Raw genomic sequence first — 20,750 nt, 5'->3', positions numbered from 1 at the left:
GGAGTTACGTGACCGCGAGCGGGAGAGGACGGTCCGGGCTACGGGCCGTCCCCGGCCGGAGAGGGGAGCAGGTGAGCCGTCCCTTCCATGTCTACGACTACGAGGGTGAGCACCTCGGGTCGTTCGCGACCTGGGACCTGGCGCACGAATGGGCGCACCTGCAGGCGATGCTGAACGGCGTGCCCACGCCGCTTCAGGTCGAGGACAGGTCGACCACCGGCCGGCGCCGGGTGTGGGCGGACCGCTGCGAGCCGCTCGACGGCCCGATAGGCGGTGGCGCCCTCGGCGGCGGCCTGCTCGACGACGACCTGACCGGTGGCGACGTGCTCGCCGGGGGGCCGTGCTCGGCGGCGGCCACCCCGGTGTTCGCGCCGCCGCTCCCGCGCCAGCCCAGCGAGCCCGCCGACAGCGGTCTCGCCGAGGCCGGTCTCGCCGAGGGCTGAGGCTCACCGGGCTCACACCGGCCCGGTCCCCGGCCGGCACTTTCGGGCCATCTCCACCAACGGTCACGCATGGGTCGCCGTCCGCCCGGAAAAAAACACCGGACGGACGGTGACCGGTTGCCGACAGATGTCTGGTGGGTAGGCCTCGATAAGGCGGATTGAAGCGGGACATATCCTCCCAGGGTGGTATCCGCGTGGATGCCGCGTGCCCGCCAACACCTGGCCGGGAACTGCCCTCGCCCAACCTGACACTCCACCTGGTGAGCTCCGCGCACTAATCTGGCGGCTGTCGTCGGGGATTCACAGCGAGGCACGCTGGACGTGCCCCGCGGCGCGTCATGGCGACGGGCACAGCCGACACGCTCCTTGGGGGAGACGAAGTGGACGAGCAGACCGCAGCCGCCGCCGGAGCGCGACCTACGTCGCGCCTCGTCGTCGATGTCGTGCGAGCGCTGCGGGGGTGGGTGGTCGCGGCGGCGGGCGGAGTCCTGCTACTGGGGTGCTACCTGGGGGTCTCCAAGGAGACCGACGTGGCCTACCAGCTGCCGTACGTCGTGTCCGGCGGTTTCGGCGGGCTTGCGCTCGTCCTTGTGGGCAGCGCCCTGCTGATCGCCGACCGGGTCGACGCGACGCAGGCCGCGCAGAACCGGCTCGCCGGCCAGGTCGACGACCTGCACACGCTGATCATCGCGGCCGCCGCCAGCGGCGCGGCGAACGGGGAGCACACCGGCGCAGGCGGCCACCCCGGTCAGCCCGCCATGTCGAACCACACCGGCGCCACCGAGATCAGCACCGCCGCGCCCGGCCAGCGGTACTGAGCGGGCCCGGGGCGACACCATGGGCACTGAAACCATGGGCACCGTCGACACCCTTCCCGGGGTGACCGGATGACCAGTATCGATCTTGCTCTCGCCGGCATCTCCATCGGGGCCATCGCAGCCCTCTCCGGCATCGGGCTGCTGGTCACCTACCGCACCAACGGCGTTCTCAACCTCGCGCAGGGCGGAATCGCGACCCTGGTCGCGTACGTGTTCCGCGAGATGGTCGTCGAGTGGGACCTGCCGATCTGGCTGGCCGCGGTGATCGCCCTCGGCATCCTCTCCCCCGGCATCGGGCTTCTACTCGAACGGCTCGTGTTCCGCCCGCTCGCCCGTCGACGCGCCTCCGCCGCCGAGTCGCTGGTCGCAAGCCTCGGCGTCCTGGTCCTCACGCTCGGCATGACGGCCGGCATCTGGGGCCTGGGCTCCCGCAGCGACGCGCCGAGCATCTTCCCGAACGAGTCGGTCACGATCTTCGGTGACACCCGCATCGGCGTCGACGCCCTGGCCGAGCTGGCCATGGTCGTCGCGTTCTGCATCGTGCTCGGGCTCATCGCGGCGAAGACGAAGTTCGGCCGCCAGATCCGGGCCGTCGTCGACGACCGCCAGCTCGCCGAGCTCTCCGGCGTGCCCGCCGACCGGGTCGCCGCGGCCGGGTGGGCGCTGGGCACCACGATGGCCGGCCTCACCGGCATCCTGCTGGCGCCCCGGTTCCAGCTCAACCCGTACGGGCTGACCCTGCTCGTCCTGGAGACGTTCGCCGTCGTCGTGGCCGCCCGGCTGTCGAGCATGCCGGTGGCGGTGCTGACCGCGCTGGGCATCGCCGTCCTGCAGAGCGAGCTCAAGCAGTTCACCCTCGAGGGTGACGCCGGCCAGATCCTCATCGTTCTGCAGTCCAACCTGTTCATCTTCGCGCTGCTGGTGCTGCTGCTCGTGGTACCCAAGCTGCGCGAGCTGGGCAACGGCGACTCCGGCTCGACCGGGAGCTTCTCCAGCCGGGGCGCTCCCCCCGCCGGCCCGGTCAGCCGGCACGAGGCCCGGCGCGACATCCTCGGCAAGCTCGGCGGTGCCGCGCTGCTACTGGCCCCGCTGACCTTCGCCCCGGCCGACCTGCGCTCGGCGTTCATGGTGCCCGCCCTGGCCCTGATCTTCCTCTCGCTGGTGATCCTCACCGGCTACAGCGGCCAGCTCTCCCTCGGCGTCGCCGGCTACGCGGGCCTGGGCGCCCTGCTCACCCTCAAGCTCGCCAACGGCGATCTGTTCGGCATCCCGGCGATCCCCGGCATGTGGGCGATGTTCCTGGGCGCGCTGCTGGTCGCGCCGATCGGGCTGATCACCGGATGGCCGGCGATCCGTCGGCGCGGGCTGACCCTCGCGCTGACGACCTTCGCGGTCGGCGCGGTCGTGAGCCGCTTCGTCTTCGAGCAGCCGACCTTCGCGACCGGACTGTACGTCGACCCGCTGACGTTCTTCGGCTCCGAACTGACCGACGAGGCCTTCTACATCTTCGAGCTGGTCTGCCTGGCCGTCGGCCTGCTGGTTGTGCGCAACCTGCACCACGGCCGGCTCGGCCGGGCCCTGCTCGCCGTCCGCGACCACACCGAGGGCGCCGCGGCGGTCGGGGTGGACGTCCGCAACCTCAAACTGCTCGCGTTCACCGTCTCCTCGGTCGTGGCCGGCCTCGGCGGCGGGCTGTTGACCTTCAGCTCCTCCTCGTTCGCGGCGGACGACTTCGCGCCGCTGCAGAGCCTGCTGTGGTTCACCGCCGTGATCGTCTTCGGTGCCGACAGCGCCGCCGGGGCGATCATCGCGGCGGCGTTCATCGTCACCATCGACGTGCTGGCCCCGGCCGGCTCGTCGATCCTCGCGGTCGGCATCCTCGCCCTGGCGCTGGGCTGGATGCCCGGCGGCCTCGCGTCCGCGGTCCGGGCCGGCTTCGCGCTGGTCGCCCGCACGCTGGCCGACGAGTTCGTCCCCGCGCCGCAGCCCACCCGCCATGCCAGCGCCCGTCTCGCCGCGGGCGGCGCCGCGGGCCACGTGCCCGGTGTCCCGGGCGCCGGCGGCGGAGCGGCTCTCGGCGAGCTGCGGATCGTGCTGCCGCCGGGAGCACCGGCACCGACCGCCTTCGGCGCGGCGCTGCTGAGCGCGGTCGCCGCACACGCCGCCCGCACCGGGCTGAGCCTGGACGCGCTGCCGAGCGCCCGCACGGCGGCGGACGACTCCACAGACGGCCGGGAGCTGGTCGGGCACCGACCGCACCTGCCCGGATACCCGGTCGAGAGAGGCGCGTCATGAGCCGCGACGATCTGCGGGCCCGTGGCCTGGTCCGCCGCTACGGCGGGCTGACGGCCGTCGAGCATGTCGACATGGACGTGCCCAGCGGCCAGGTCACCGGCCTCATCGGCCCGAACGGCGCCGGCAAGTCCACCCTGTTCAGCCTGCTCACCGGCGTCGAGCAGCCCGACGAGGGCCGCGTGCACCTCGGCCGGCGCGACATCACCAAGATGCGCCCGGACGCCCGCTCCCGGCGCGGCCTGGTACAGACCTTCCAGGTGCCCTCGCTGTTCCCGAGCCTCACCGTCGCCGACAACCTGCTCGTCGCCGCGGAGAACCGGCGCCGCGACTACGCGGGCGGCCTGCTCGGGATGGGCTCACGCGGCCGGGGGAACGCGCTCGGGGTCGTCGAGGAGGTCCTGGGCTCACTCGGGCTCGAGGACATCCGCGGGACCGTCGCCGGAACGCTGCCCACTGGCGCGCTGCGGCTCGTCGAGTTCGCCCGCGCGCTGTGCGCCCGTCCCGACGTGCTGCTGCTGGACGAGCCGGCGAGCGGGCTCGACGCCGCCGAGACCGAGAAGCTGTCGGTGCTGGTCCGCCGGATCGCCGACGACGGCGTGGCGATCCTGCTCGTCGACCACGACGTGGACCTGGTGTTCCGCGTCGTCGACCGGGTCTACGCGATGGTCGGCGGCCGCGTGGTCGCCGAGGGCGCACCGGAGACGGTCCGCGACGACCCGACCGTCCGCTCGGTGTACCTGGCGCAGGGGCCGCTGACCTCGCAGGCGACGACCTCCCTCGGGCCGGGCGTCGCCGCGGCCGGTTCGCCGGCGGCCGGCTCCCAGGCCATGTCTTCGGCCGGGCGATGATCCGCCCGCCGCACCACTACCGCGCCCTCCTGGAGAACCGGTGACCTCCCACAGCGACCCCGACCGGTACGGGCAACACGGGCAGCTCGGCGGCGTCGGCCGGTTCGAGCCCGCCGGCCCGCCCTCGCAGCGCGGCCCGCAGTCCGGCCCGTCCGCCGGCATCGGACAGCAGGCCGACGCGGGTGAGCTGCCGGCTGACGGTGAGCTGCCGGCCGTCGAGCTGAGGCTGGAGAACGCACGGGCCGGGTACCGGACCATCGAGGTGCTGCACGGCATCACCATGGCGATTCCCTCTGGCGCGGTGACGGCGCTGCTCGGCGCGAACGGCGCGGGCAAGAGCACGACCCTGCGGGTCATCGCCGGGCTCATCCCCCTGCGCAGCGGCGCGCTCTCCTGGCGCGACGAGCAGATCACGAAGATGACCACGGTGAACCGGGCGCGGCGCGGGCTGATGCTGGTCCCGGACGAGCGCGCCGTGTTCGCGACGCTGTCCGTCCGCGACAACCTGCAGATCATCGCCGAGGCGAGCGGGAACCCGGACATCTCGCCCGCTCTGGATGCCTTCCCCCGGCTCCGGGAGCGGCTGGGCCAGCGGGCCGGATCGATGTCGGGCGGTGAGCGCCGGATGCTGGCGCTGGCCCGCGCCCTGCTGGCGCGCCCGTCCGTGCTCATGGTGGACGAGCTGTCGCTCGGCCTGTCCCCGAAGGTCGCCAGCGAGCTGTTCGCCTGGCTGGGCACGGTCGCCGACGCCGGCACGACCGTGATCCTGGCCGACCAGTACACCGAGGAGGCGCTCGCCCTCGCCGACATGGTGTACGTGCTGCACCGTGGTGAGGTCACCTTCGCCGGCACACCGGCGGAACTCGGCGCGAGCGAGCTGCTCGCCGCCGGCGCCTGATCCTCTTCTGACCCTGCCGACCCTGCCGACCCTGCCGGCTCTCCGGGTGCGGGTCCGGGGCCGTCCGGAGTGCTTCCGGACGGCCCCGGCCGGCGTCAGGCCGCCGGGTACGGCAGGTTGCGCACCGTGAAGCAGGTGCTGTTCAAGGCACCGCTCTGGGTGACCCAACCGCCCTTGCCGCCGTTCGCCGAATCCTGCCAGCGGGCGACGTTCACGCAGTTCTTCGACTCCGCCGGCGCCTGGGCCAGCTTGCTGAAGCCGCGCGGGATGAGCAGCCCGTCACCGTCGTAGGGCTCGGAGCGGTTCATGAACTTCTCGACGCACGCACGGGTCAGATCCGCCCCGCAGGACTCCATCGCGTCGCCCAGCCACTGCGCCGAGGCGTAGCCCTCGAGCATCCACTGGTTCATCTTCGCGACGCGGTCCGCCGGCACGTGCGCCGCCACCGCGTCCCGGAACGCCTTGACCGCGGGGATCGACTCGTCGGAGAAGGTCGCCGACGTGCTGGTCGCGAAGATGGTGTTCCGGCACTGCGGCGAGTTCGCGTAGATCTGCGCGATGTTGCCCGCCATGCCCTGCGCGGTGGTCACCTTCGCCTGCACGGTCAGGTCCTGGCGCTGCATCGCCTGGCAGAGCTGGCTGTTGCCACCGTCGTCCATCGCGTCGAAGACGACCTGGGCGCCGCGCCGCTTCATGTCCTGCACGGCGGCGTCCCAGTTCGGCGCGCCGAGGTTGATCTGCTCCTCGATGACCTCGTAGCCCTCGGCGCGCAGGCCGTCGGCGATCGAGGTCGCGTAGCGCTGTGACGGGGCGACGTTGTAGTAGACGACACCGGCCACCCGGGCGCCGAGCTTCTCCTTGAACCAGCGGTAGTTCTCGGTGCCCGCGTACAGCGTCCCGTCGAAGCCCGGCCGGCGGCCGTCCCGCGGGTAGTAGCTGCCGTAGATCGAGTACAGGTGCGGGTACTGGTCGTACGCCGCGGACACCGGCTGGCCGCCGATGTCCGGCACACCCTTCGAGTTCACGTACTGGGCGCCGGCGTAGTCGAAGGCCGTCACCCCGGCGAGCGCGAACACCTCGTCGTCGTCGATCAGCTGGCGCACGCAGGCGACGTTGCCGTCGCCGGAGCCCTTGTCGTCGCAGTCGACCACGTCGATCTTGCGACCGTTGATCCCGCCGCGCGCGTTGAGCGCCTCGAAGTAGGCGGTCGCGCCGTAGAGCGAGGCGGAGAACGTGTCAGGGCCGAGGCCGCTACTCAGCCCCGCGATGACACCCACCTTGATCTCGGTCGGCGACACCCCGGTGTCGGATGCGGTGTTGGTCGACGTGCCACCGGTCGGCGCGTTGTCGGACGAACCGGAATCACTCGCGCGGCTACCGCAGGCAACAAGAGCCAACGACGACAGCACGACGGCAGCGACGAGCGATCTCGCTCGCATGAACATGCACTCCTCATGATTGGTGGATGACGCTCGCGCACAACGAGCTCCGCACGGACCCCGCGCGTCAGGCTACCGACAGCGAACATGTCGCCACCGGCAGCAAACTGCTTGTCATCCGGTGCCGCGCACGAACAGCCGGCGCCACCACGTTCGCCGAACCGCGGGCGCGGTCGGGCCGGCCTGTGCCACCGGATCCGCTCCGGACGACGGGTTCTCCCCCTCCGCGGGATCGGCCGCGGCGGGTTCCTGGACGGCATGCGCGGACCGGTCGTCCACGGGCGCGTCCCCGGCGGCAAGGCCAGGACCCGCCGCCATGTCAGGCCGCGAACGATCAGTCCGCGGCGATGAAGCCTGCGCGTCTCCGGTGGACGGGGTGGCGAAAGCGAGGATCTCGGGCTCCGTCTGGGCCACGCGTGGCGACGGCACCGCGGCTGCCGCCACGCTGGTGATCGCCGCGACCGCCTCGTCCAGCGCCGCCATCGCCTTGCCCAGCGCCGCGACGGGATCCTCGTCCCGTGCCACGGCGCCCGCCGCGATCACGTCGGTGGCACCGTTCAGGCCTGTGACGGGCGCGTCGTTCGCGACGGGCGCGCCGTCGGCCGCGGTGAGACCGGTCGCGTGCGCTCCGAGTTCGACGGGACGGGCAACCACCGGCTCGGTGACCTCGACAACCGGCGCGACCTCGTCGATCATCACCGGTATGGTCACCACCGCCGCGACCACTTCAGCCGGACCTGTGACCTCCACCTCGGCGGCAGCATCGACCGCGACCTCGGCGACCTCGACCTCGGCGACCTCGACCTCGGCGGCGGCGGCGGCGGCGGCGTGAGCCTCGACAGCACCGACTTCTTCAGCGGCTGCCTCGACCTCAACAGCCTCAACCTGCGCAGCGTGGACCTCGACAGCGTCGGCTTCATCCGAGGCCGCCTCGTTCAAGGCCGCCCCGTCCGCGTCGACCGCTGAGGCTTCGGCCGGCGCCGGCTCCGCGGGGACCACTGGCTCCGCCAATTCCGCGGATGCCGTCGGCACCACGGCTTCGGTCACCGGCGGCACGGCCAGCGGCGACACGGCCAGCGGAGCTTCGGCCACAGGCGGCTCCGTCGACGGCACCTCGACGTCGGGCTCCGCCACGGCCGCCACCGGGCCTGGCATCTCGGTCACGGCTGCCGGTGCCGCGACGTCCATGACCGGCTCGGGCTCGGCGACCGGTTCGGGCTCGGCGACCGGTTCGGGCTCGGCAGGCGGATCGGCGGCGGCGACCGCGGCCGGCGCGGGTGTGGGCGGGCCGGTTCGCTCGTGTGTCGCGGCATTCTCGGGGACGTCCACGAGACGATTGACGATCAGCCCGCCAGGACCCGGCGATCGGTCCAACCGGCCCTGCGCAGCGAGCCGGCGGCACACCTGGTTCACCGTTGCGCGATTGGCGCTGATCGCCGCGGCCAGACTGCCGTCGTCCAGACCGTCGGGAATGCGCGCGAGCTGCCCGAGAATCCGCTCAGCAACAGTAGCCACATTTGGGGACGCTATACGGTATTGCCGCGGCTTCCGTCAGCGGGGGTGGGCGACCGGCCGGGCTACTCGTCGGATGACCCGGTTAGCCCACTCGCTCCCGGGAAGGGCCATGGTCAGAGACTGCGCGGGTGGCGACCGGCCACCCACGCTCCGCCGTTCATGGAGCAGCCGTTCACGGAACAACTCGGCCGTTCACGCCGGAACAGGAGGCAGCGATGACATGGCCCGCCTCGGACCCCGAACAGCCCGACCGGGACGTCCGCGATCCCATGGACGGCAACAGCCCGCTGGAACGAGCCGAGATCACCGACAGCGACGACCTCGGATCCACAGACGCCGGACTCGATCCCCTCGACGACAGCTGGGATCCACCGGACCGGCCGAGTAGGCTGATCAGCAATCCGATCACCCCGCGGGAAGAACGCGCCTCGTCCTTCGACCGGCAGCTCGCCGCCGAGATCCCGGACCCGGATCCCTACGCCGAGGCCGAAAGGAACGGCTCCGGCTCGGCAGACGGTCCCGATATCTACCCCGATGGACCATCCGGCGATTCCGAGTTCGACGACTCGGGGCTCGATCAGGTCGTGGAGAGCACCGACGGCGCCCATCGCGCGCACACGCCGACCGACCACGAGGCGTGGCGACGCACCGCGGAAGAGGACGCGCTCCACCTCGATCCCCGTTCCTGAGCCCGGGCGTTACCGCATCGACGTTCCGGACGTCCGTTCACACGCCGATACCGCCCGGATGTTCCCAAGCTCGTTACCCGGAGGACGTTCCCGCGCCGCGCCACCCCCGATCAATCACCTGCCGCCCAACAGCACTCCATCCGCAGGCGCTCGACATCCCGTGGATTACGGGGCGGCCGGTCGCATCCCGCGCCGGGGTGAGACTGTCGTTCCCGCCCGGTACGCACCACGGCGGGCCGGGAGATCTGGGGGTGAGCATGGCGGACAGTGGTCGTCGGGGCGGACAGATCGAAATGGTCGGGCTGAGCCGACGGTTCGGGGACGTGGCTGCCGTTGACGGCGTCGATCTGACGGTCCGGGCGGGCGAGTACTTCTGCCTTCTCGGTCCGTCCGGATGCGGCAAGACCACGGCCCTCCGGCTGATCTCGGGACTCGACGAACCGTCGTCCGGGCATGTTCGTCTTGACGGCGAGGACCTCGCCGACATGCCGGCCCACCGCCGCCCCGTCAACGCGGTCTTCGGCGGCTACGCCCTGTTCCCCTTCCTGGACGTCGCCGCGAACGTCGCCTTCGGCCTGCGGCACGCGCGGGGCGTCACCATGCCGGGCCGGGCCGGGACCTCGGCGCGGGTCCGCTCCGCCCTCGCCGTCGTCCAGATGTCGGAGTACGCCCGCCGCCGCCCGCCCCAGCTCTCCGCCGAGCAGCAGCAACGGGTCGTGCTGGCCCGGGCGCTGGTGCTGCGCCCCAGGGTGCTGCTGCTGGACGACCCCCTCGGCTCCCAGGACGAACGGCTGCGCCGCGCCCTGCGCGACGAGCTCAAGGCGTTGCAACGACAGGTCGGGGTGACCGTGCTGCACGCCACCGTCGACCGGGAGGAGGCCCTGGCGCTGTCCGACCGCCTGGCCGTGATGCGCGGCGGACGGATCCTCCAGGTAGGCACGGCCGGTGAACTCCACCAGGAACCGACAGCCGCCTGAGTTCAAGACCCAGCTTTCATCTCCGGGAGCCCCGCGGGAAGGTCCGCCGTCCCACCGGCCGCGCTACGGCGGCGATGCGCCAACGCCGCGAAAATCTCCATCGCGACCCGGTGCGCGCTGTTCACCGTCGTCTCCGCGTGGTCGTACGGAGGCGAGACCTCGACGATGTCCGCGGCGACGATCGGCGTGTCCAGCGCGATCTGCCGCACGGCCCGCAGCAGGTCGGCCGGGTTCATGCCGCCCGGCTCGGGGGTGCCCGTCCCAGGCGCGAACCCCGGGTCGAGGACGTCGATGTCGACCGACAGGTAGAGCGCGCGGCAGCCGTCCACCGCCTGCGCGATCGCCTCGGCGACCACCTCGCGGCTCCCCCGCTCCCAGATCTCGTGCATCAGGTGCCAGCGCATACCCTGCTCGCGCATCCACGCGAACACGTCCGGCGGAGGCCAGTACCCGCGCAGCCCCACCTGGACGAAGTTGCGCCCGCGCACCGCCCCCGACTCGATGAGCCGCCGCATGGGCGTCCCGTGCGAGGCCAGGTTCCCGTCGATGATGTCGGCCGTGTCGGCGTGGGCGTCGAAGTGCAGCAGGCCGACCTCACCCCAGCCCACCGCCTCGGCGACCCCGCTCGCCGCCGGCCAGGTGATCGAGTGGTCCCCCCCGATGATCACTGGGATGACGCCGAGCCGCGCGACGTCGCCGACCTTCGCCCGGATGTTGCGATGTGAGACCTCGGTCAGCCCGTGCGGGCAGTGCGCGTCCCCCGCGTCAACGACGTCCAGCCAGTCGAAGATCTCTATACCAAGATCAAGATGATATGTGCCAGGGTTGTACGCCTGAGCGCGCAGCGCCCGCGGGCCGAAACGCGCGCCCGGCCGGTGCGTGGTCGCGATGTCGAACGGAGCCCCGACCACAGCGACATCGGGCCGGCGCGCCCGAAGATCGTCGATTCCCGGCATCCAGGGCAGACCGGCGAAGGTCGCCAGGCCGGAGTATCCCGGGGCGTCCGCGCCGGGATCGTCCGCTCCCTCGGCCCGCGCCGCGTACGGCGGCACCGGACCGGCGCTCCCCCGCCCGCGTGCCACGTCCCGATCGCCGGCCTGTGCCATGCACATCACTCCGCTCCGCCGCCGCACCCGGCTGCCGCTGCCACTCCCGACCACTCCCGACGCCGCCTGCCTCCAGCATCCTCCGCGGACGTCAACGGGGCCGCCGCAACGGCCGGCGGACGGTGCGCCGGAGAAGTGTGCCCTCGTCTACGCTCGGCTGGTGGGAACCCGCGCGCCACGCTCCATCAGAGCGAGGCGCTCCGCGTCAGCGCCCTCCACACCGGCGCCGTCCGCACCAGCACCGTCCGCACCAAGGCCCGCCGCGCAGGCCCCATCCAACCCGGCTCGATCCGAACCGGCTCGATCCGAACCGGCCCTCACGGTCGGCCGTCGGTACCGATCCGGAAGGCCGTTAGCGCCGCACCTGAACCGGTCACCTCGGGCGCGGCTGGCGGGGTTCAGCGCCGTGGGCGCGTTGGCGGTCGGCGTGTGCGTCCGCGTCTACCTGGTCGACCCGGCCGAGCCGGGGCACTATCCGAGCTGCCCCTTCCGGGCCCTCACAACCTGGGACTGCCCAGGCTGCGGGACTCTACGCGGACTGCACCAGCTCCTGCACGGCCATCCGACCGCCGCCGCCGACCACAACCTGTTCTTCGTCCTCGCCGCGCCCGGTCTCGCCCTCGGCTGGCTGATCGCGATGGCACGATGCGCGGGATGGCGCCGTCGGGTTCCCAGCCTCCCGCCCCGCCTGTTGCCGCTGTTGCCTGCGTTGATCGCCGTCTTCTGGGCCGTCAGGAATCTTCCCGGGCCGGTGGGAAGCTGGCTGGCGTCGTCGGCCTGAGCGGTCGTCACGGGCGGACGCCCAACACATAACAGGCGATTGCCGCCGTCGCCGCCACGTTCAGCGAATCCACGCCGTGGGCCATCGGAATCCGAACCCGCCGGGTCGCCGTGGCCAGGACCTCGCTGGTCAGGCCCTGGCCTTCCGTCCCCAGTAACAGAGCGACGCGATCACCGGGACCGGCCGTTGCGACCGCCAGTTCGTCAGCGTCGGACGCGGGCGTCAGCGCGAGCACCTCGAACCCAGCCTCACCGAGCAGGGACAACGCTCCCGGCCACGGATCAAGCCGGGCGTAGGGAACCGCGAAGACCTCGCCCATCGACACCCGCACGGAGCGCCGGTAGAGCGGATCCGCGCACCGCGGGCTCAGCATGACCGCGTCCATGCCGAGCCCGGCCGCCGACCGGAAGATCGCGCCGAGATTGGTGTGGCTGACCAGGTCCTCACAGACCAGCACGCGCCTCGCGACGCGGAGCAGTTCCACGGGGTTGAGCAGCGGACGACGGCACATCGACGCCAGCGCACCCCGGTGCACCTCAAAGCCGGTGATCTGCGCAAGCACGGCTGGCCCCGCAACATAGACCGGCGCCTCATGGTGGTCCGGCCGCTCGCGACCGTTGTGCTCGTCATCCCCGGCAGATTCGCGATGCCCGCCGCACTCGCCGTGCCCGCCGTGCCCGCCGTGCGTCGGCGTGGACCAGAAACGCTCCGGAACTCCCCCCAGCCGCGCCGGCGAGACCAGAACCGAGCGCGGCCGGTATCCCGCCCGTAGCGCGCGGTCGATCACCCTCTCGCCCTCCGCGATGAACAACCCCTCCGCGGGTTCACGCCGCCGGCGCAGCGCCACGTCGGTCAGCGCCACATAGTCCTCAACCCGGGGATCGGCAGGGTCGTCGATCGCCACGATCCGCCGCTCGCGCTCCTCAAGCACGCCGGACCCGTCCAACACGCCACCCGCCCCACATGTCATCCGTGTGTAACGCCGGAACAGCAGAATCAGCGCCTATGACCGCATCCGGCTCCGTGACCAGCAGCCCAGGCGGCCCAGCCAGGCCAAGCGGCACGGCCGCGGCTGGCGACGCAACGGCGGGGCAACGCCCGGATCATCTTCCTGTCGATCTCCTGGTGATCGGCGCGGAGCTTGTCGCCACGGTCGATGCCGACCGCCGAGAGATCCCAGGCGGCTGGGTAGCAATCACCGACGGCCTCGTCAGCTCCCTCGGCGGCCCGGCGGAGACACCCCCGACCGCGACCCGGACCCTGCGTGCCGACGGCTGTCTCATAACGCCGGGCCTGGTGAACACACATCATCACATCTACCAGAACCTCACCCGTTCCTTCGCTCCGGCACTCGGCGGCACCCTTTTCACCTGGCTGACCACGCTCTATCCACTCTGGTCACGGCTGGACGAAGAGGCCGTCCACACCTCGGCCTACGTGGGCCTGACCGAACTGGCACTCGGCGGCTGCACGACATCAACAGACCACCTCTACGTGCACCCGCGCGGTGGCGGCGATCTCATCTCCGCCGAGATCGCGGCAGCCCGGACCCTCGGCATGCGGTTCCACCCGACCCGCGGCTCGATGTCGCTTTCGGTCAAGGACGGCGGGCTCCCTCCTGACTCTGTCGTCCAGGACGCGGATGAGATCCTCGCCGACTCCGCCCGGCTTGTGGCCCAGCATCACGACCCGTCCCACGGCGCGATGGTGCGGATCGCCCTGGCCCCCTGTTCGCCGTTCTCCGTCAGTCCGGAACTCATGCGGGCCACCGCGGAACTGGCCGAGTCCTTGGACGTCCGGCTACACACGCATCTCGCCGAGGACCCTGAGGAGGACGACTACTGCCTGGCGGTGTTCGGACGGCGTCCGATCGACCAGTTCGCGGAGGTTGGCTGGGGCGGCGACCGGGCGTGGGTCGCGCACTGCATCTGCCCCAATGACGAGGAGGTCGAGCAGCTCGGCAGGTGGGGCACAGGGGTGGCCCACTGCCCGAGCAGCAACATGATTCTCGGCGGCGGCCTCGCGCCCGTGGCCGAGCTCCGCTCGGCCGGCGCCCCGGTCGGCCTGGGCTGCGACGGGTCGTCATCCGCCGACTCCGCCTCGCTGTGGTTGGAGGCTCGTACCGCCATGCTGTTGGGCCGGCTGCGACACGGCGCCGCGGCGATGTCCGCCCGGGACGCACTGGAGATCGCCACCCGGGGCGGCGCAGGCTGTCTCGGCAGGACCGGTGAGATCGGTGAGCTCTCCGTCGGGTCTGTCGGCGACCTCGTCGTCTGGCCGTTGGACGGGGTCGCGTACGCGGGAGCACTCTCCGATCCGATCGACGCCTGGCTGCGTTGTGGGCCCACAGCGGCCCGGCACACGATCGTGGCCGGCAGGCTGGTGGTGGAGAACGGAGTGCCGGTTCATCCTGATCTCGACGAGATGCTCGTCCGGCACCGCCGGATCGCCGGCGGCATCCAAGCGGCGTTCGACGATGCGGGCATCGATCCGACCGTTCCCATCAATACCGGCGGCGACAGCGTCGGGGCGGCAAAATCACATTGAGCATTCTGGCCCATAGAAGGCAGTTCGACGCCCCAACACCGAAATCTCCGCCCGTTGAGATCAACCCGGGTGCTCCGCACCTGACCGTGGAACCTCATAGTCCGGTTCCGGTTCCGGAACTGGGTGTGGCGGGGGTCAGAATGGTGGCTGTGTGGCGTGGGGTATTTTCCACCCCGAGACGGTCATGCCTGACGGTTCATCGCCACCCTCTCCCGTTGTACCGGAGTTGTGTTGCGGTTCGATGTATGAATGTGGGTGAGTGACGAGTGTCGCCCCAAACGGACCCGTCCAGACAAACGTTCCCTTCTCCGACTGTGTCAACCGCCAACGGCCGGAGTGCTTCATACGGTGATGCTTGCGGCACGTCGGCCCGAGATTCCGGGTGAGCGTCGGCCCGCCGGTCGCATGCGCCACCGTGTGGTCGATGTCCGCGCGTTGCGACGTACGTGCGCAACCCGGAAAGACACAGTTGCGGTTCCGCGCGCGGACGTGCCGGGCCTGGGCCGCGGTGGGGAAGCGCCGGTCGGCGATCTCGACGAGCGTGCCCTGAGGGTCGGTGAGGATTCGCCGCCATGTCGATCCAGGCCGTGCGGCCATCTCCCGGGCCACCGCCGCGGGGATCGGCCCGTAGCCGGGGATCTCCCCGGGATCCTCCGCCAGGCCCAGCAGGACCGTCACCGGGACCACGACCTGCACCTCGCACGGCAGTGGCACCGCGTGTTCGGTCCGCCCGCACAGGAGGTCGACGAGGACGTCCGCGCGGATCTGGTCACGGCTGCGGGTGTCCTCGGCCGTCCGGTGCGCGGCGATCCCCTGGGTGATCTGATCGACCCGCTGGTAGCAGGCGGTCGCCTCGTCGGCGGGCAGCACCGCGGACAGGCAACTCGTCCCGTCCTCGCCCGGTGACACCCACACCCGCCGTTCCTTTTTCCGCGCCCGCGCGCGTTCGGCCGCGCCGGCCGGGTCCAGCCGGTGTACGGCACGGCGGCACGCGTCGGTGAACGCTCCGCGGGTGGGTCGGGCGCCGCCGGCCAGCACGCGTGCTTCGACCTGCGCGACGAGCGGGTCGTTGAGCGGGCGGACCGCGTTCTCCAACGAGCGCAGCCGCTGCAGATCCAGCACCCCGGCCTTCAACGCCTCCACCGCGTGGGGTAGCCGGCGCGCCACCGTGCACGCGAACAGCATCTGGCTCGCCGCGGCCTGCGGGGACAGCCCCAGCACCGCCGCGACATCCTCCGGAGCGAACTCGTCAAACAGAACCTCCCGACCGGCCGCCGGGGGCCGTAGGTCCGCGAACTGCGCCAACAGCGCCAGCAGGTCCGCGTGGCTCGCCGCTATCGACCGGACCGCCGCACCGATCTGACCCAGCAGCACACGCACCCGCCCCTCGAACACCCCCTCCTGCTCCGAGGAGTCGACCGGGCCGGAACCGCTGTCGTCAACCTTCACACTCCGCGCGGTATTCATGGCGCAGACACCCATCCCACAATCGAATCGAACACACGTTCGATCATAAAGGTGTGTGCGCCACCCCGACAAGCGCGAACCAGACGAGACCACACTAAGTTCACATTCACCCAGGCACTCACACTCCTCGACACATCAAGCACGAGAAGAGGTAAAGTGACCGCGACACGGAACAGCCGACTCACCTCTTCCACGATCGGTCCCATCGATACACACAAGAGATTGCAGCCGCACGAGCATCGGCAGCCGAGCGTCGACGCACGACCACGACACCGTTAACCACTTATCAACGAGTGCACCAAATAGACATAAACCGTTAGCGAATCAGTCTCACACCGTCAAGGTTGGGACGCGAATGACTCAACAAAAGATGGCACTGATATCGATATTGAGCTAAGCCCACTGTCACCACGTGCACCAGAGGCTCATGAGAGAGAACCAGGAATCATGATGCACGTAGCCGCGTTGATCGGCAGCCGAGTCGTAGGCCCTGCTAGCAGCCAGAACGGTCCCGCCAATGTGATCTGCGTCTACGACCGGATCGCGGTGGCGGGTCCCGGGGGCAGTCGGGCCCACACCCATTCGACTCGTGATCGTGAGCGTGCCCCCGAGCACGAACGCCGCGAGGGCCTCAGGAGGCACAGGTGGGGGCCCGGCCGCGCCGACCACGCCATCCACAGGGGCGCCCCAGTGATCAACTGCTCGAGGCTCCTCGTGGTGGCCGGACCGTGATCGTCGGATTCAAGGCGCGGGCCACGGTGACCGACGATCCCGAGGTCTCCCCGTTCCGCGACGGCACGGAGTCCATTGCGGGCAACCGGACCATGACTCATTCAGCATGGTCTCCGTGTACGGCGAGCCTGACGAACCTGGACGCCCTCGGCGCGCTTCGTCCGGGCGGCCTGGAGGGCGTCGTCGCCCACGCGTTCCGCGGTCGCTCCGGCGCGCTGACAGACGGCGATCGGGCCGGCGAGGTGAGGGGGCTGCGCGTCGAGAGCGCCCCACCGACGTTCTCGGACGGATTCGACACGATCGTCGGGGAGCGTCGACTCGCACCAGTCGACTGTGTCCGGGCCGGTTGGTGGTACCTGGCCCCTCCGCAGTACGCTCCTGAACGGAAAGCTGCAGCTCAGACGCATGATGACCGCTTGCACGGCGGTCCGTCGGCCGGCCGGGATCCATCGGCCGTTCACGGAGCCGCCACACAGACAGCCGCCGTCGGTGCAGTGCGCCGAATCCCCCGATCGGTGCCAAACGCGCCGGCGGCGGCGCTGGCGGCGGGAGCCACTGGGCACGACGCAGTTGCAAGCCAGAGCAGGTGGGCCGGGCCGCCTGCAATCGGCGGACGACTCGGCTCGGCATCTCTGACACGCGTGATGGGGACGACACCCCGTCGCTGGCCTGACACTGAAGTCGTGCCGACGCTGTCCGACGACGCCATTGCCGCGCTCACCGCGGACCTCGCCCCGCTCGACGCCGATCTGACCGCCCGCTTCCCCGGCGATCCGGGCACCCGCCAGCCCGTCCACACCTGTTATCTGCCCGCCGACCGGCTGCACCCGGACGTCGTTCTCGAGTGGGGCGAAGCCGCCCGGGAGGCGCTGCGCCACCATGCTCCGGATCCGGATGCCCTGGCCGCGGCGACCGCGGGTGACTCCGACCCGGCGATCGCCGCCGCCGTGTACGCGCACGTCGTGCAGGCGCTGACCGTCGAGCCGATCCAGGATCTGCGGGTCGATCTCGAGGACGGGTACGGGACCCGCCCGGACGAGGTCGAGGACGCCGACGCCGTGCAGGCGGCGCAGGCCCTGCGCACCGCGGCGGCGGCCGGCGCGCTGCCAGCCTCCTACGGGCTGCGCCCGAAGTCGCTGGACGCCGCCGTGCGGGCCCGGGGGCTGCGCAGCCTCGATCTGTTCCTCACCACCCTCGCCGGTGATGGTGGTGAGGACGGCCCGCCACCCGGCCTCGTCGTGACCCTGCCGAAGGTGAGCGCGCCCGAACAGGTGATCGTGTTCAGCGAGGTCCTCGCCGAGCTGGAACGGCAGCTCGGCATCCCGCCGGTCGCGCTGGAGATCCAGGTCGAGACGCCCGCCGCGGTCCTGAGCCTGCCGGCGCTGGTCGGTGCCGCGCCGGGACGTCTGACCGGGCTACACGTGGGCACCTACGACTATTCCGCGGCACTCGGGATCGCCGCCGAGTACCAGGCCAGCGATCATCCGGGGGTCGAGCTCGCCACGGCGCTGATGCAGTTGGCCGCCGCGGGCACCGGGATCCGCGTGGCCGACGGCTCGTCCAACGTGCTGCCGGTGGGCCGGGCCTCCGACGTGCGCTCCGCGTGGCGCCGGCATGCCGGGCTGGTCCGCCGGGCTTGGTCGAGAGGTCTTTACCAGGGGTGGGATCTGCATCCCGGCCAGCTCGTCAGCCGGCACGCGGCGGTGGCGGGCTGCCTGCTCACCGGACTGCCCGACGCCCTGCGGCGGCTGGCGGACTACGCAGCCGCCCGCACGTCGGGATCGGTCGCCGACGAGCCGGCGACCGCGCGTGCCCTCGCCGGGCACGTCCTGCGCGCGGTGGACGCCCGCCTGGTCGAAGACGCGCGGCTGCGGGCCGCCGGTCTGGACGAGGAGACGGTCGCCCGCCTCGGAGGCCGACCTCCGCAGGTCCCGGCCTGACCTGCCGGACCGGGCGGGTCAGGCCGGGCGGGTCAGCTGCCGCGGTAGGTGGAGTAGCCGTACGGCGCGAGTAGAAGGGGCACGTGATGGTGGTCGGCCGGCTCCCGGATGACGAAGACGATCGCCACCTCGGGGTAGAAGGCCGAATGCCCCGTGGTGTCGAACACGAGGCGCCAGGCGCCGGTGCGGTCCGCGGGCAGGTCGCCGACGCGCCCGTCGTCATCGGTCACCGCCTGGGCGACTGGGCGCCAGCCCTTGGTCGCGCCGTCGAGGGTGACCGCGGCCCGTTCAAGGCGCACCGGCACGCCGGCGGCTGGCTTCCCAGAGGCGGTGTCCAGCACATGGGTCGACAAGCTCACTCGCGTCGCCCTCCCCGGCTCGCCGCCGGGGTGCCCGCCGGCGACCCACTCGTCGCTTCGCCACGACCCGGGAACCAGGTGTCAGGCGCCGGTGATCAGATGGCGCAGCCGCAGCGCGGTGATCTCCGCCTGCTGGCCGGCCGCCACCCGCAGCTCGGTCCTGGGGTCGTTCGCCATCCTCTCCCGGAGCAGCTCCAGCATCTCCTGCGCGCCACGCCCCGCCGCGCGAACGAGAAAGATGAACCCGAAGCGGTCCTCGTACTCGGCGTTCCCCTCGGCGAAGGCCGCGCGGACATCCTCGCTCGCCTGGTCCAGGGCGGCCTGCTCCCGTCGGGGGGCATCGAGGGAGACGACGGTGGCCCGCGAGGACGTCGGCGGCGTCGGCGCGGGTGCCGGGCGCTCCCCGATCCGGGGATGCGCGGTGAACGCCTCCAGCCAGGCGGTTTCGGGCAGGTTCCACCACTCCTGCTCGGCGGCGGGCAGCAGCGTGGCGAGCGTGCCGAAGGGCCGGAGGGCCGCGACGGCGTCCGCCCAGTCCTCGGAACCGCAGCAGGCCAGCAGCTCCTCACGGGCCGCGGCGGGCGTCAGGGAGTCGAACCAGCGCATGGCCAGCGACTCGCGTCCCGCCTCGGTCGGCGCGCCGACCAGCCGCAGCCGGGCGAGACCGCCGTCCGGGATCGCGTCCACCCGCACGTGCGTGGCCTCGACTGGCACCTCCAGGTCGAACAGGTGCCGGGTGTTCGGCTGGACCCGGGTGCGCGGCAGCAGCGGCCGCCAGTCGGTGATCGCCGACAGGGCGTCCGTGGCCAGGTCGTCGTCGCCGGTCGTGGGTGCGTTCGCCGCCCACAGCGCGACGGCGCGCGGCGCGTTGCCGCGGAAGTGGCGGGTGTCGACCTCGGCCCGCACCACGGTCCCCTCGGTGGCCAGCCGCACCACCGCCCAGTCGTGCCCCGGCCCGCGGCGGCGGCGGGTCTCCCAGCCCTCCCCCATCGCCCGGGCGTCGCCGGAGGCGTTCAGGTTGTGCCGGTCGCCGTAGTGCATGTCGCTGGCGGCGACAACGACACCGCCCAGGTAGGCGGCGGCCAGGTCGGAGGTGACCCGGTCGAGCAGCCGCGGGTCGGGCACGACGACGCCGTGCACCCGCAGCCGGGCGACTCCCCCGTCCGGGTGGATGGTCAGCCGCAGGTGACTGATCCGGAGCCGGCCCTCCGCCGACACGGGCAGGACGTTGACGGCGTCCGCGGCGACTGGCGTGCGGGCGACGAGGGGCATCCAGGTGACCGAGTCCTCGGCGACCTCCTCGGCGGACGGGTAGCCGGCAAGGGTGGCGCCGTGCAGCTCGACCGACTCCGGGGCGTTGCCGGTGAAATGGGTCGTGTCCACGGTCACCGCGTGCACGATGCCGGGGGCGCCGAGGCGGACGATCGCCCAGTCCGCCGCGGGCAGGTCGCGGCGGCGGCGGGTCTCCCAGCCGTCGGTCCACTGGCCGCGCTCTGTGAACACCCCCGGACGGACTATCGGTGCCTCCGCCAGGAGCATGCGCTCGGCGAGCGCGAAGAACTCGTCATTGACGGCGACGACGGACCCGCCGAACCGGGCGGCGGCGAGGTCGACGAGGTTCGTCAGGTCGGGCGCGTCGGTCATCGGGATCTCGCCGTGGATACCCCGGCCTTCAGGCCGGGGAGGAAACGGCGCCCCTTGCTGGACCGCATGAGCGAATCCTTTCGGTAGAATGAGAGTATGTCCCGCTACCGGCTCGACCCGGCACTCGAACAGGTCGCCGGAATGGAAGAGCACTGCGGGCACGCGCGTTTTGTCTGGAATCTCGCGGTCGAACAGCAGTCGTGGTGGACGCCTTCCCGGGGAAAGGCGCCGAACCATGCGGAGCGTTGCCGG

General features: G+C 71.6%; 18 protein-coding genes. 11 read left to right on the top strand and 7 right to left on the bottom strand.

Features of this window, described 5'->3' with window-relative positions; all coding sequences use genetic code 11:
• Positions 1-71: 71 nt before the first annotated feature.
• The 5 genes from FMEAI12_RS28280 to FMEAI12_RS28260 all read left to right on the top strand — a co-directional run bounded on the left by FMEAI12_RS28280 (position 72) and on the right by FMEAI12_RS28260 (position 5,302).
• Positions 72-443 (top strand): hypothetical protein, encoded by a 372-nt coding sequence (locus FMEAI12_RS28280; protein ID WP_041254866.1) that lies wholly within the window; start codon positions 72-74, stop codon positions 441-443.
• A gap of 380 nt (positions 444-823) precedes the next feature.
• On the top strand, positions 824-1,261 hold the full coding sequence (locus tag FMEAI12_RS28275; RefSeq protein WP_020463117.1) for a hypothetical protein: 438 nt from the start codon (positions 824-826) through the stop codon (positions 1,259-1,261).
• Positions 1,262-1,330: 69 nt separating this feature from the next.
• Positions 1,331-3,556 (top strand): ABC transporter permease, encoded by a 2,226-nt coding sequence (locus FMEAI12_RS28270; protein WP_112108462.1) that lies wholly within the window; start codon positions 1,331-1,333, stop codon positions 3,554-3,556.
• The gene (locus FMEAI12_RS28265; RefSeq protein ID WP_071060414.1) at positions 3,553-4,404 is read left to right on the top strand and encodes an ABC transporter ATP-binding protein; all 852 of its coding nucleotides are present in this window, start codon (positions 3,553-3,555) and stop codon (positions 4,402-4,404) included. Before FMEAI12_RS28270 ends, FMEAI12_RS28265 begins: the two co-directional genes overlap by 4 nt.
• 40 nt (positions 4,405-4,444) lie before the next feature.
• Entirely contained in the window at positions 4,445-5,302 is an 858-nt protein-coding gene (locus tag FMEAI12_RS28260) for an ABC transporter ATP-binding protein (RefSeq protein WP_112108461.1), read from the top strand.
• Between the two features lie 95 nt (positions 5,303-5,397).
• On the opposite strand, the gene FMEAI12_RS28255 is transcribed toward FMEAI12_RS28260, so the two are convergent.
• Together FMEAI12_RS28255 and FMEAI12_RS28250 are read right to left on the bottom strand one after the other, a co-directional pair.
• Positions 5,398-6,741 carry an ABC transporter substrate-binding protein gene (locus FMEAI12_RS28255; protein ID WP_112108467.1) on the bottom strand — a complete coding sequence of 448 codons (1,344 nt, stop codon included), beginning with the start codon at positions 6,739-6,741 and terminating at the stop codon, positions 5,398-5,400.
• Between the two features lie 114 nt (positions 6,742-6,855).
• A complete protein-coding gene (locus tag FMEAI12_RS28250) occupies positions 6,856-8,256 on the bottom strand; it encodes a hypothetical protein (RefSeq protein WP_146776784.1) in 1,401 nt (466 codons plus the stop codon).
• 215 nt (positions 8,257-8,471) lie between these two features.
• Here FMEAI12_RS28250 and FMEAI12_RS28245 point away from each other — a divergent pair, with 215 nt between their 5' ends.
• Both FMEAI12_RS28245 and FMEAI12_RS28240 read left to right on the top strand, forming a co-directional pair.
• Positions 8,472-8,945, top strand: a complete 474-nt coding sequence (locus FMEAI12_RS28245; protein WP_020463123.1) for a hypothetical protein — start codon at positions 8,472-8,474, stop codon at positions 8,943-8,945.
• Between the two features lie 323 nt (positions 8,946-9,268).
• A complete protein-coding gene (locus FMEAI12_RS28240) occupies positions 9,269-9,922 on the top strand; it encodes an ABC transporter ATP-binding protein (protein WP_235014686.1) in 654 nt (217 codons plus the stop codon).
• Positions 9,923-9,924: 2 nt separating this feature from the next.
• Here the strand turns inward: FMEAI12_RS28240 and speB are convergent, their stop codons facing one another.
• Positions 9,925-11,034, bottom strand: a complete 1,110-nt coding sequence (speB, locus tag FMEAI12_RS28235) for an agmatinase (RefSeq protein WP_112108466.1) — start codon at positions 11,032-11,034, stop codon at positions 9,925-9,927.
• Between the two features lie 400 nt (positions 11,035-11,434).
• On the opposite strand from speB, the gene FMEAI12_RS28230 reads away from it, so the two are divergent.
• Positions 11,435-11,809 carry a DUF2752 domain-containing protein gene (locus FMEAI12_RS28230; RefSeq protein ID WP_112108458.1) on the top strand — a complete coding sequence of 125 codons (375 nt, stop codon included), beginning with the start codon at positions 11,435-11,437 and terminating at the stop codon, positions 11,807-11,809.
• Positions 11,810-11,816: 7 nt separating this feature from the next.
• Here the strand turns inward: FMEAI12_RS28230 and FMEAI12_RS28225 are convergent, their stop codons facing one another.
• On the bottom strand, positions 11,817-12,740 hold the full coding sequence (locus FMEAI12_RS28225; protein ID WP_112108465.1) for an RNA methyltransferase: 924 nt from the start codon (positions 12,738-12,740) through the stop codon (positions 11,817-11,819).
• A 194-nt stretch (positions 12,741-12,934) separates the two neighbouring features.
• On the opposite strand from FMEAI12_RS28225, the gene FMEAI12_RS28220 reads away from it, so the two are divergent.
• Positions 12,935-14,356, top strand: a complete 1,422-nt coding sequence (locus FMEAI12_RS28220; RefSeq protein WP_112108457.1) for an 8-oxoguanine deaminase — start codon at positions 12,935-12,937, stop codon at positions 14,354-14,356.
• Between the two features lie 135 nt (positions 14,357-14,491).
• Here the strand turns inward: FMEAI12_RS28220 and FMEAI12_RS28215 are convergent, their stop codons facing one another.
• On the bottom strand, positions 14,492-15,823 hold the full coding sequence (locus FMEAI12_RS28215; RefSeq protein WP_112108464.1) for an HNH endonuclease signature motif containing protein: 1,332 nt from the start codon (positions 15,821-15,823) through the stop codon (positions 14,492-14,494).
• Positions 15,824-17,238: 1,415 nt separating this feature from the next.
• On the opposite strand from FMEAI12_RS28215, the gene FMEAI12_RS28210 reads away from it, so the two are divergent.
• A complete protein-coding gene (locus tag FMEAI12_RS28210) occupies positions 17,239-18,495 on the top strand; it encodes an aldolase/citrate lyase family protein (RefSeq protein WP_235014684.1) in 1,257 nt (418 codons plus the stop codon).
• A gap of 32 nt (positions 18,496-18,527) precedes the next feature.
• Here FMEAI12_RS28210 and uraH read toward each other — a convergent pair whose 3' ends face one another.
• Positions 18,528-18,854, bottom strand: a complete 327-nt coding sequence (uraH, locus tag FMEAI12_RS28205) for a hydroxyisourate hydrolase (RefSeq protein ID WP_112108455.1) — start codon at positions 18,852-18,854, stop codon at positions 18,528-18,530.
• Between the two features lie 81 nt (positions 18,855-18,935).
• Positions 18,936-20,498: an allantoicase gene (locus tag FMEAI12_RS28200; RefSeq protein ID WP_112108454.1), complete on the bottom strand. Its 1,563-nt coding sequence runs from the start codon at positions 20,496-20,498 to the stop codon at positions 18,936-18,938.
• A gap of 96 nt (positions 20,499-20,594) precedes the next feature.
• On the opposite strand from FMEAI12_RS28200, the gene FMEAI12_RS28195 reads away from it, so the two are divergent.
• Positions 20,595-20,750 (top strand): helix-turn-helix domain-containing protein (locus FMEAI12_RS28195; RefSeq protein ID WP_160144340.1); only part of this gene is annotated, 156 nt, incomplete at its 3' end.

It is taken from the genome of Parafrankia sp. Ea1.12, from assembly GCF_900465275.1.
GTDB classification, from domain to species: domain Bacteria; phylum Actinomycetota; class Actinomycetes; order Frankiales; family Frankiaceae; genus Parafrankia; species Parafrankia soli.
Note: the sequence above shows the minus strand (reverse complement) of the source record. Positions and strands in the feature narration are given on the sequence as shown.

Coding starts and splice junctions, on each gene's coding strand:
- FMEAI12_RS28270 (WP_112108462.1), top strand. CDS start 1,331: ATGACCAGTATCGATCTTGCTCTCGCCGGCATCTCCATCGGGGCCATC.
- FMEAI12_RS28265 (WP_071060414.1), top strand. CDS start 3,553: ATGAGCCGCGACGATCTGCGGGCCCGTGGCCTGGTCCGCCGCTACGGC.
- FMEAI12_RS28255 (WP_112108467.1), bottom strand. CDS start 6,741: ATGCGAGCGAGATCGCTCGTCGCTGCCGTCGTGCTGTCGTCGTTGGCT.
- FMEAI12_RS28245 (WP_020463123.1), top strand. CDS start 8,472: ATGACATGGCCCGCCTCGGACCCCGAACAGCCCGACCGGGACGTCCGC.
- speB (WP_112108466.1), bottom strand. CDS start 11,034: ATGTGCATGGCACAGGCCGGCGATCGGGACGTGGCACGCGGGCGGGGG.
- FMEAI12_RS28215 (WP_112108464.1), bottom strand. CDS start 15,823: ATGAATACCGCGCGGAGTGTGAAGGTTGACGACAGCGGTTCCGGCCCG.
- FMEAI12_RS28200 (WP_112108454.1), bottom strand. CDS start 20,498: ATGACCGACGCGCCCGACCTGACGAACCTCGTCGACCTCGCCGCCGCC.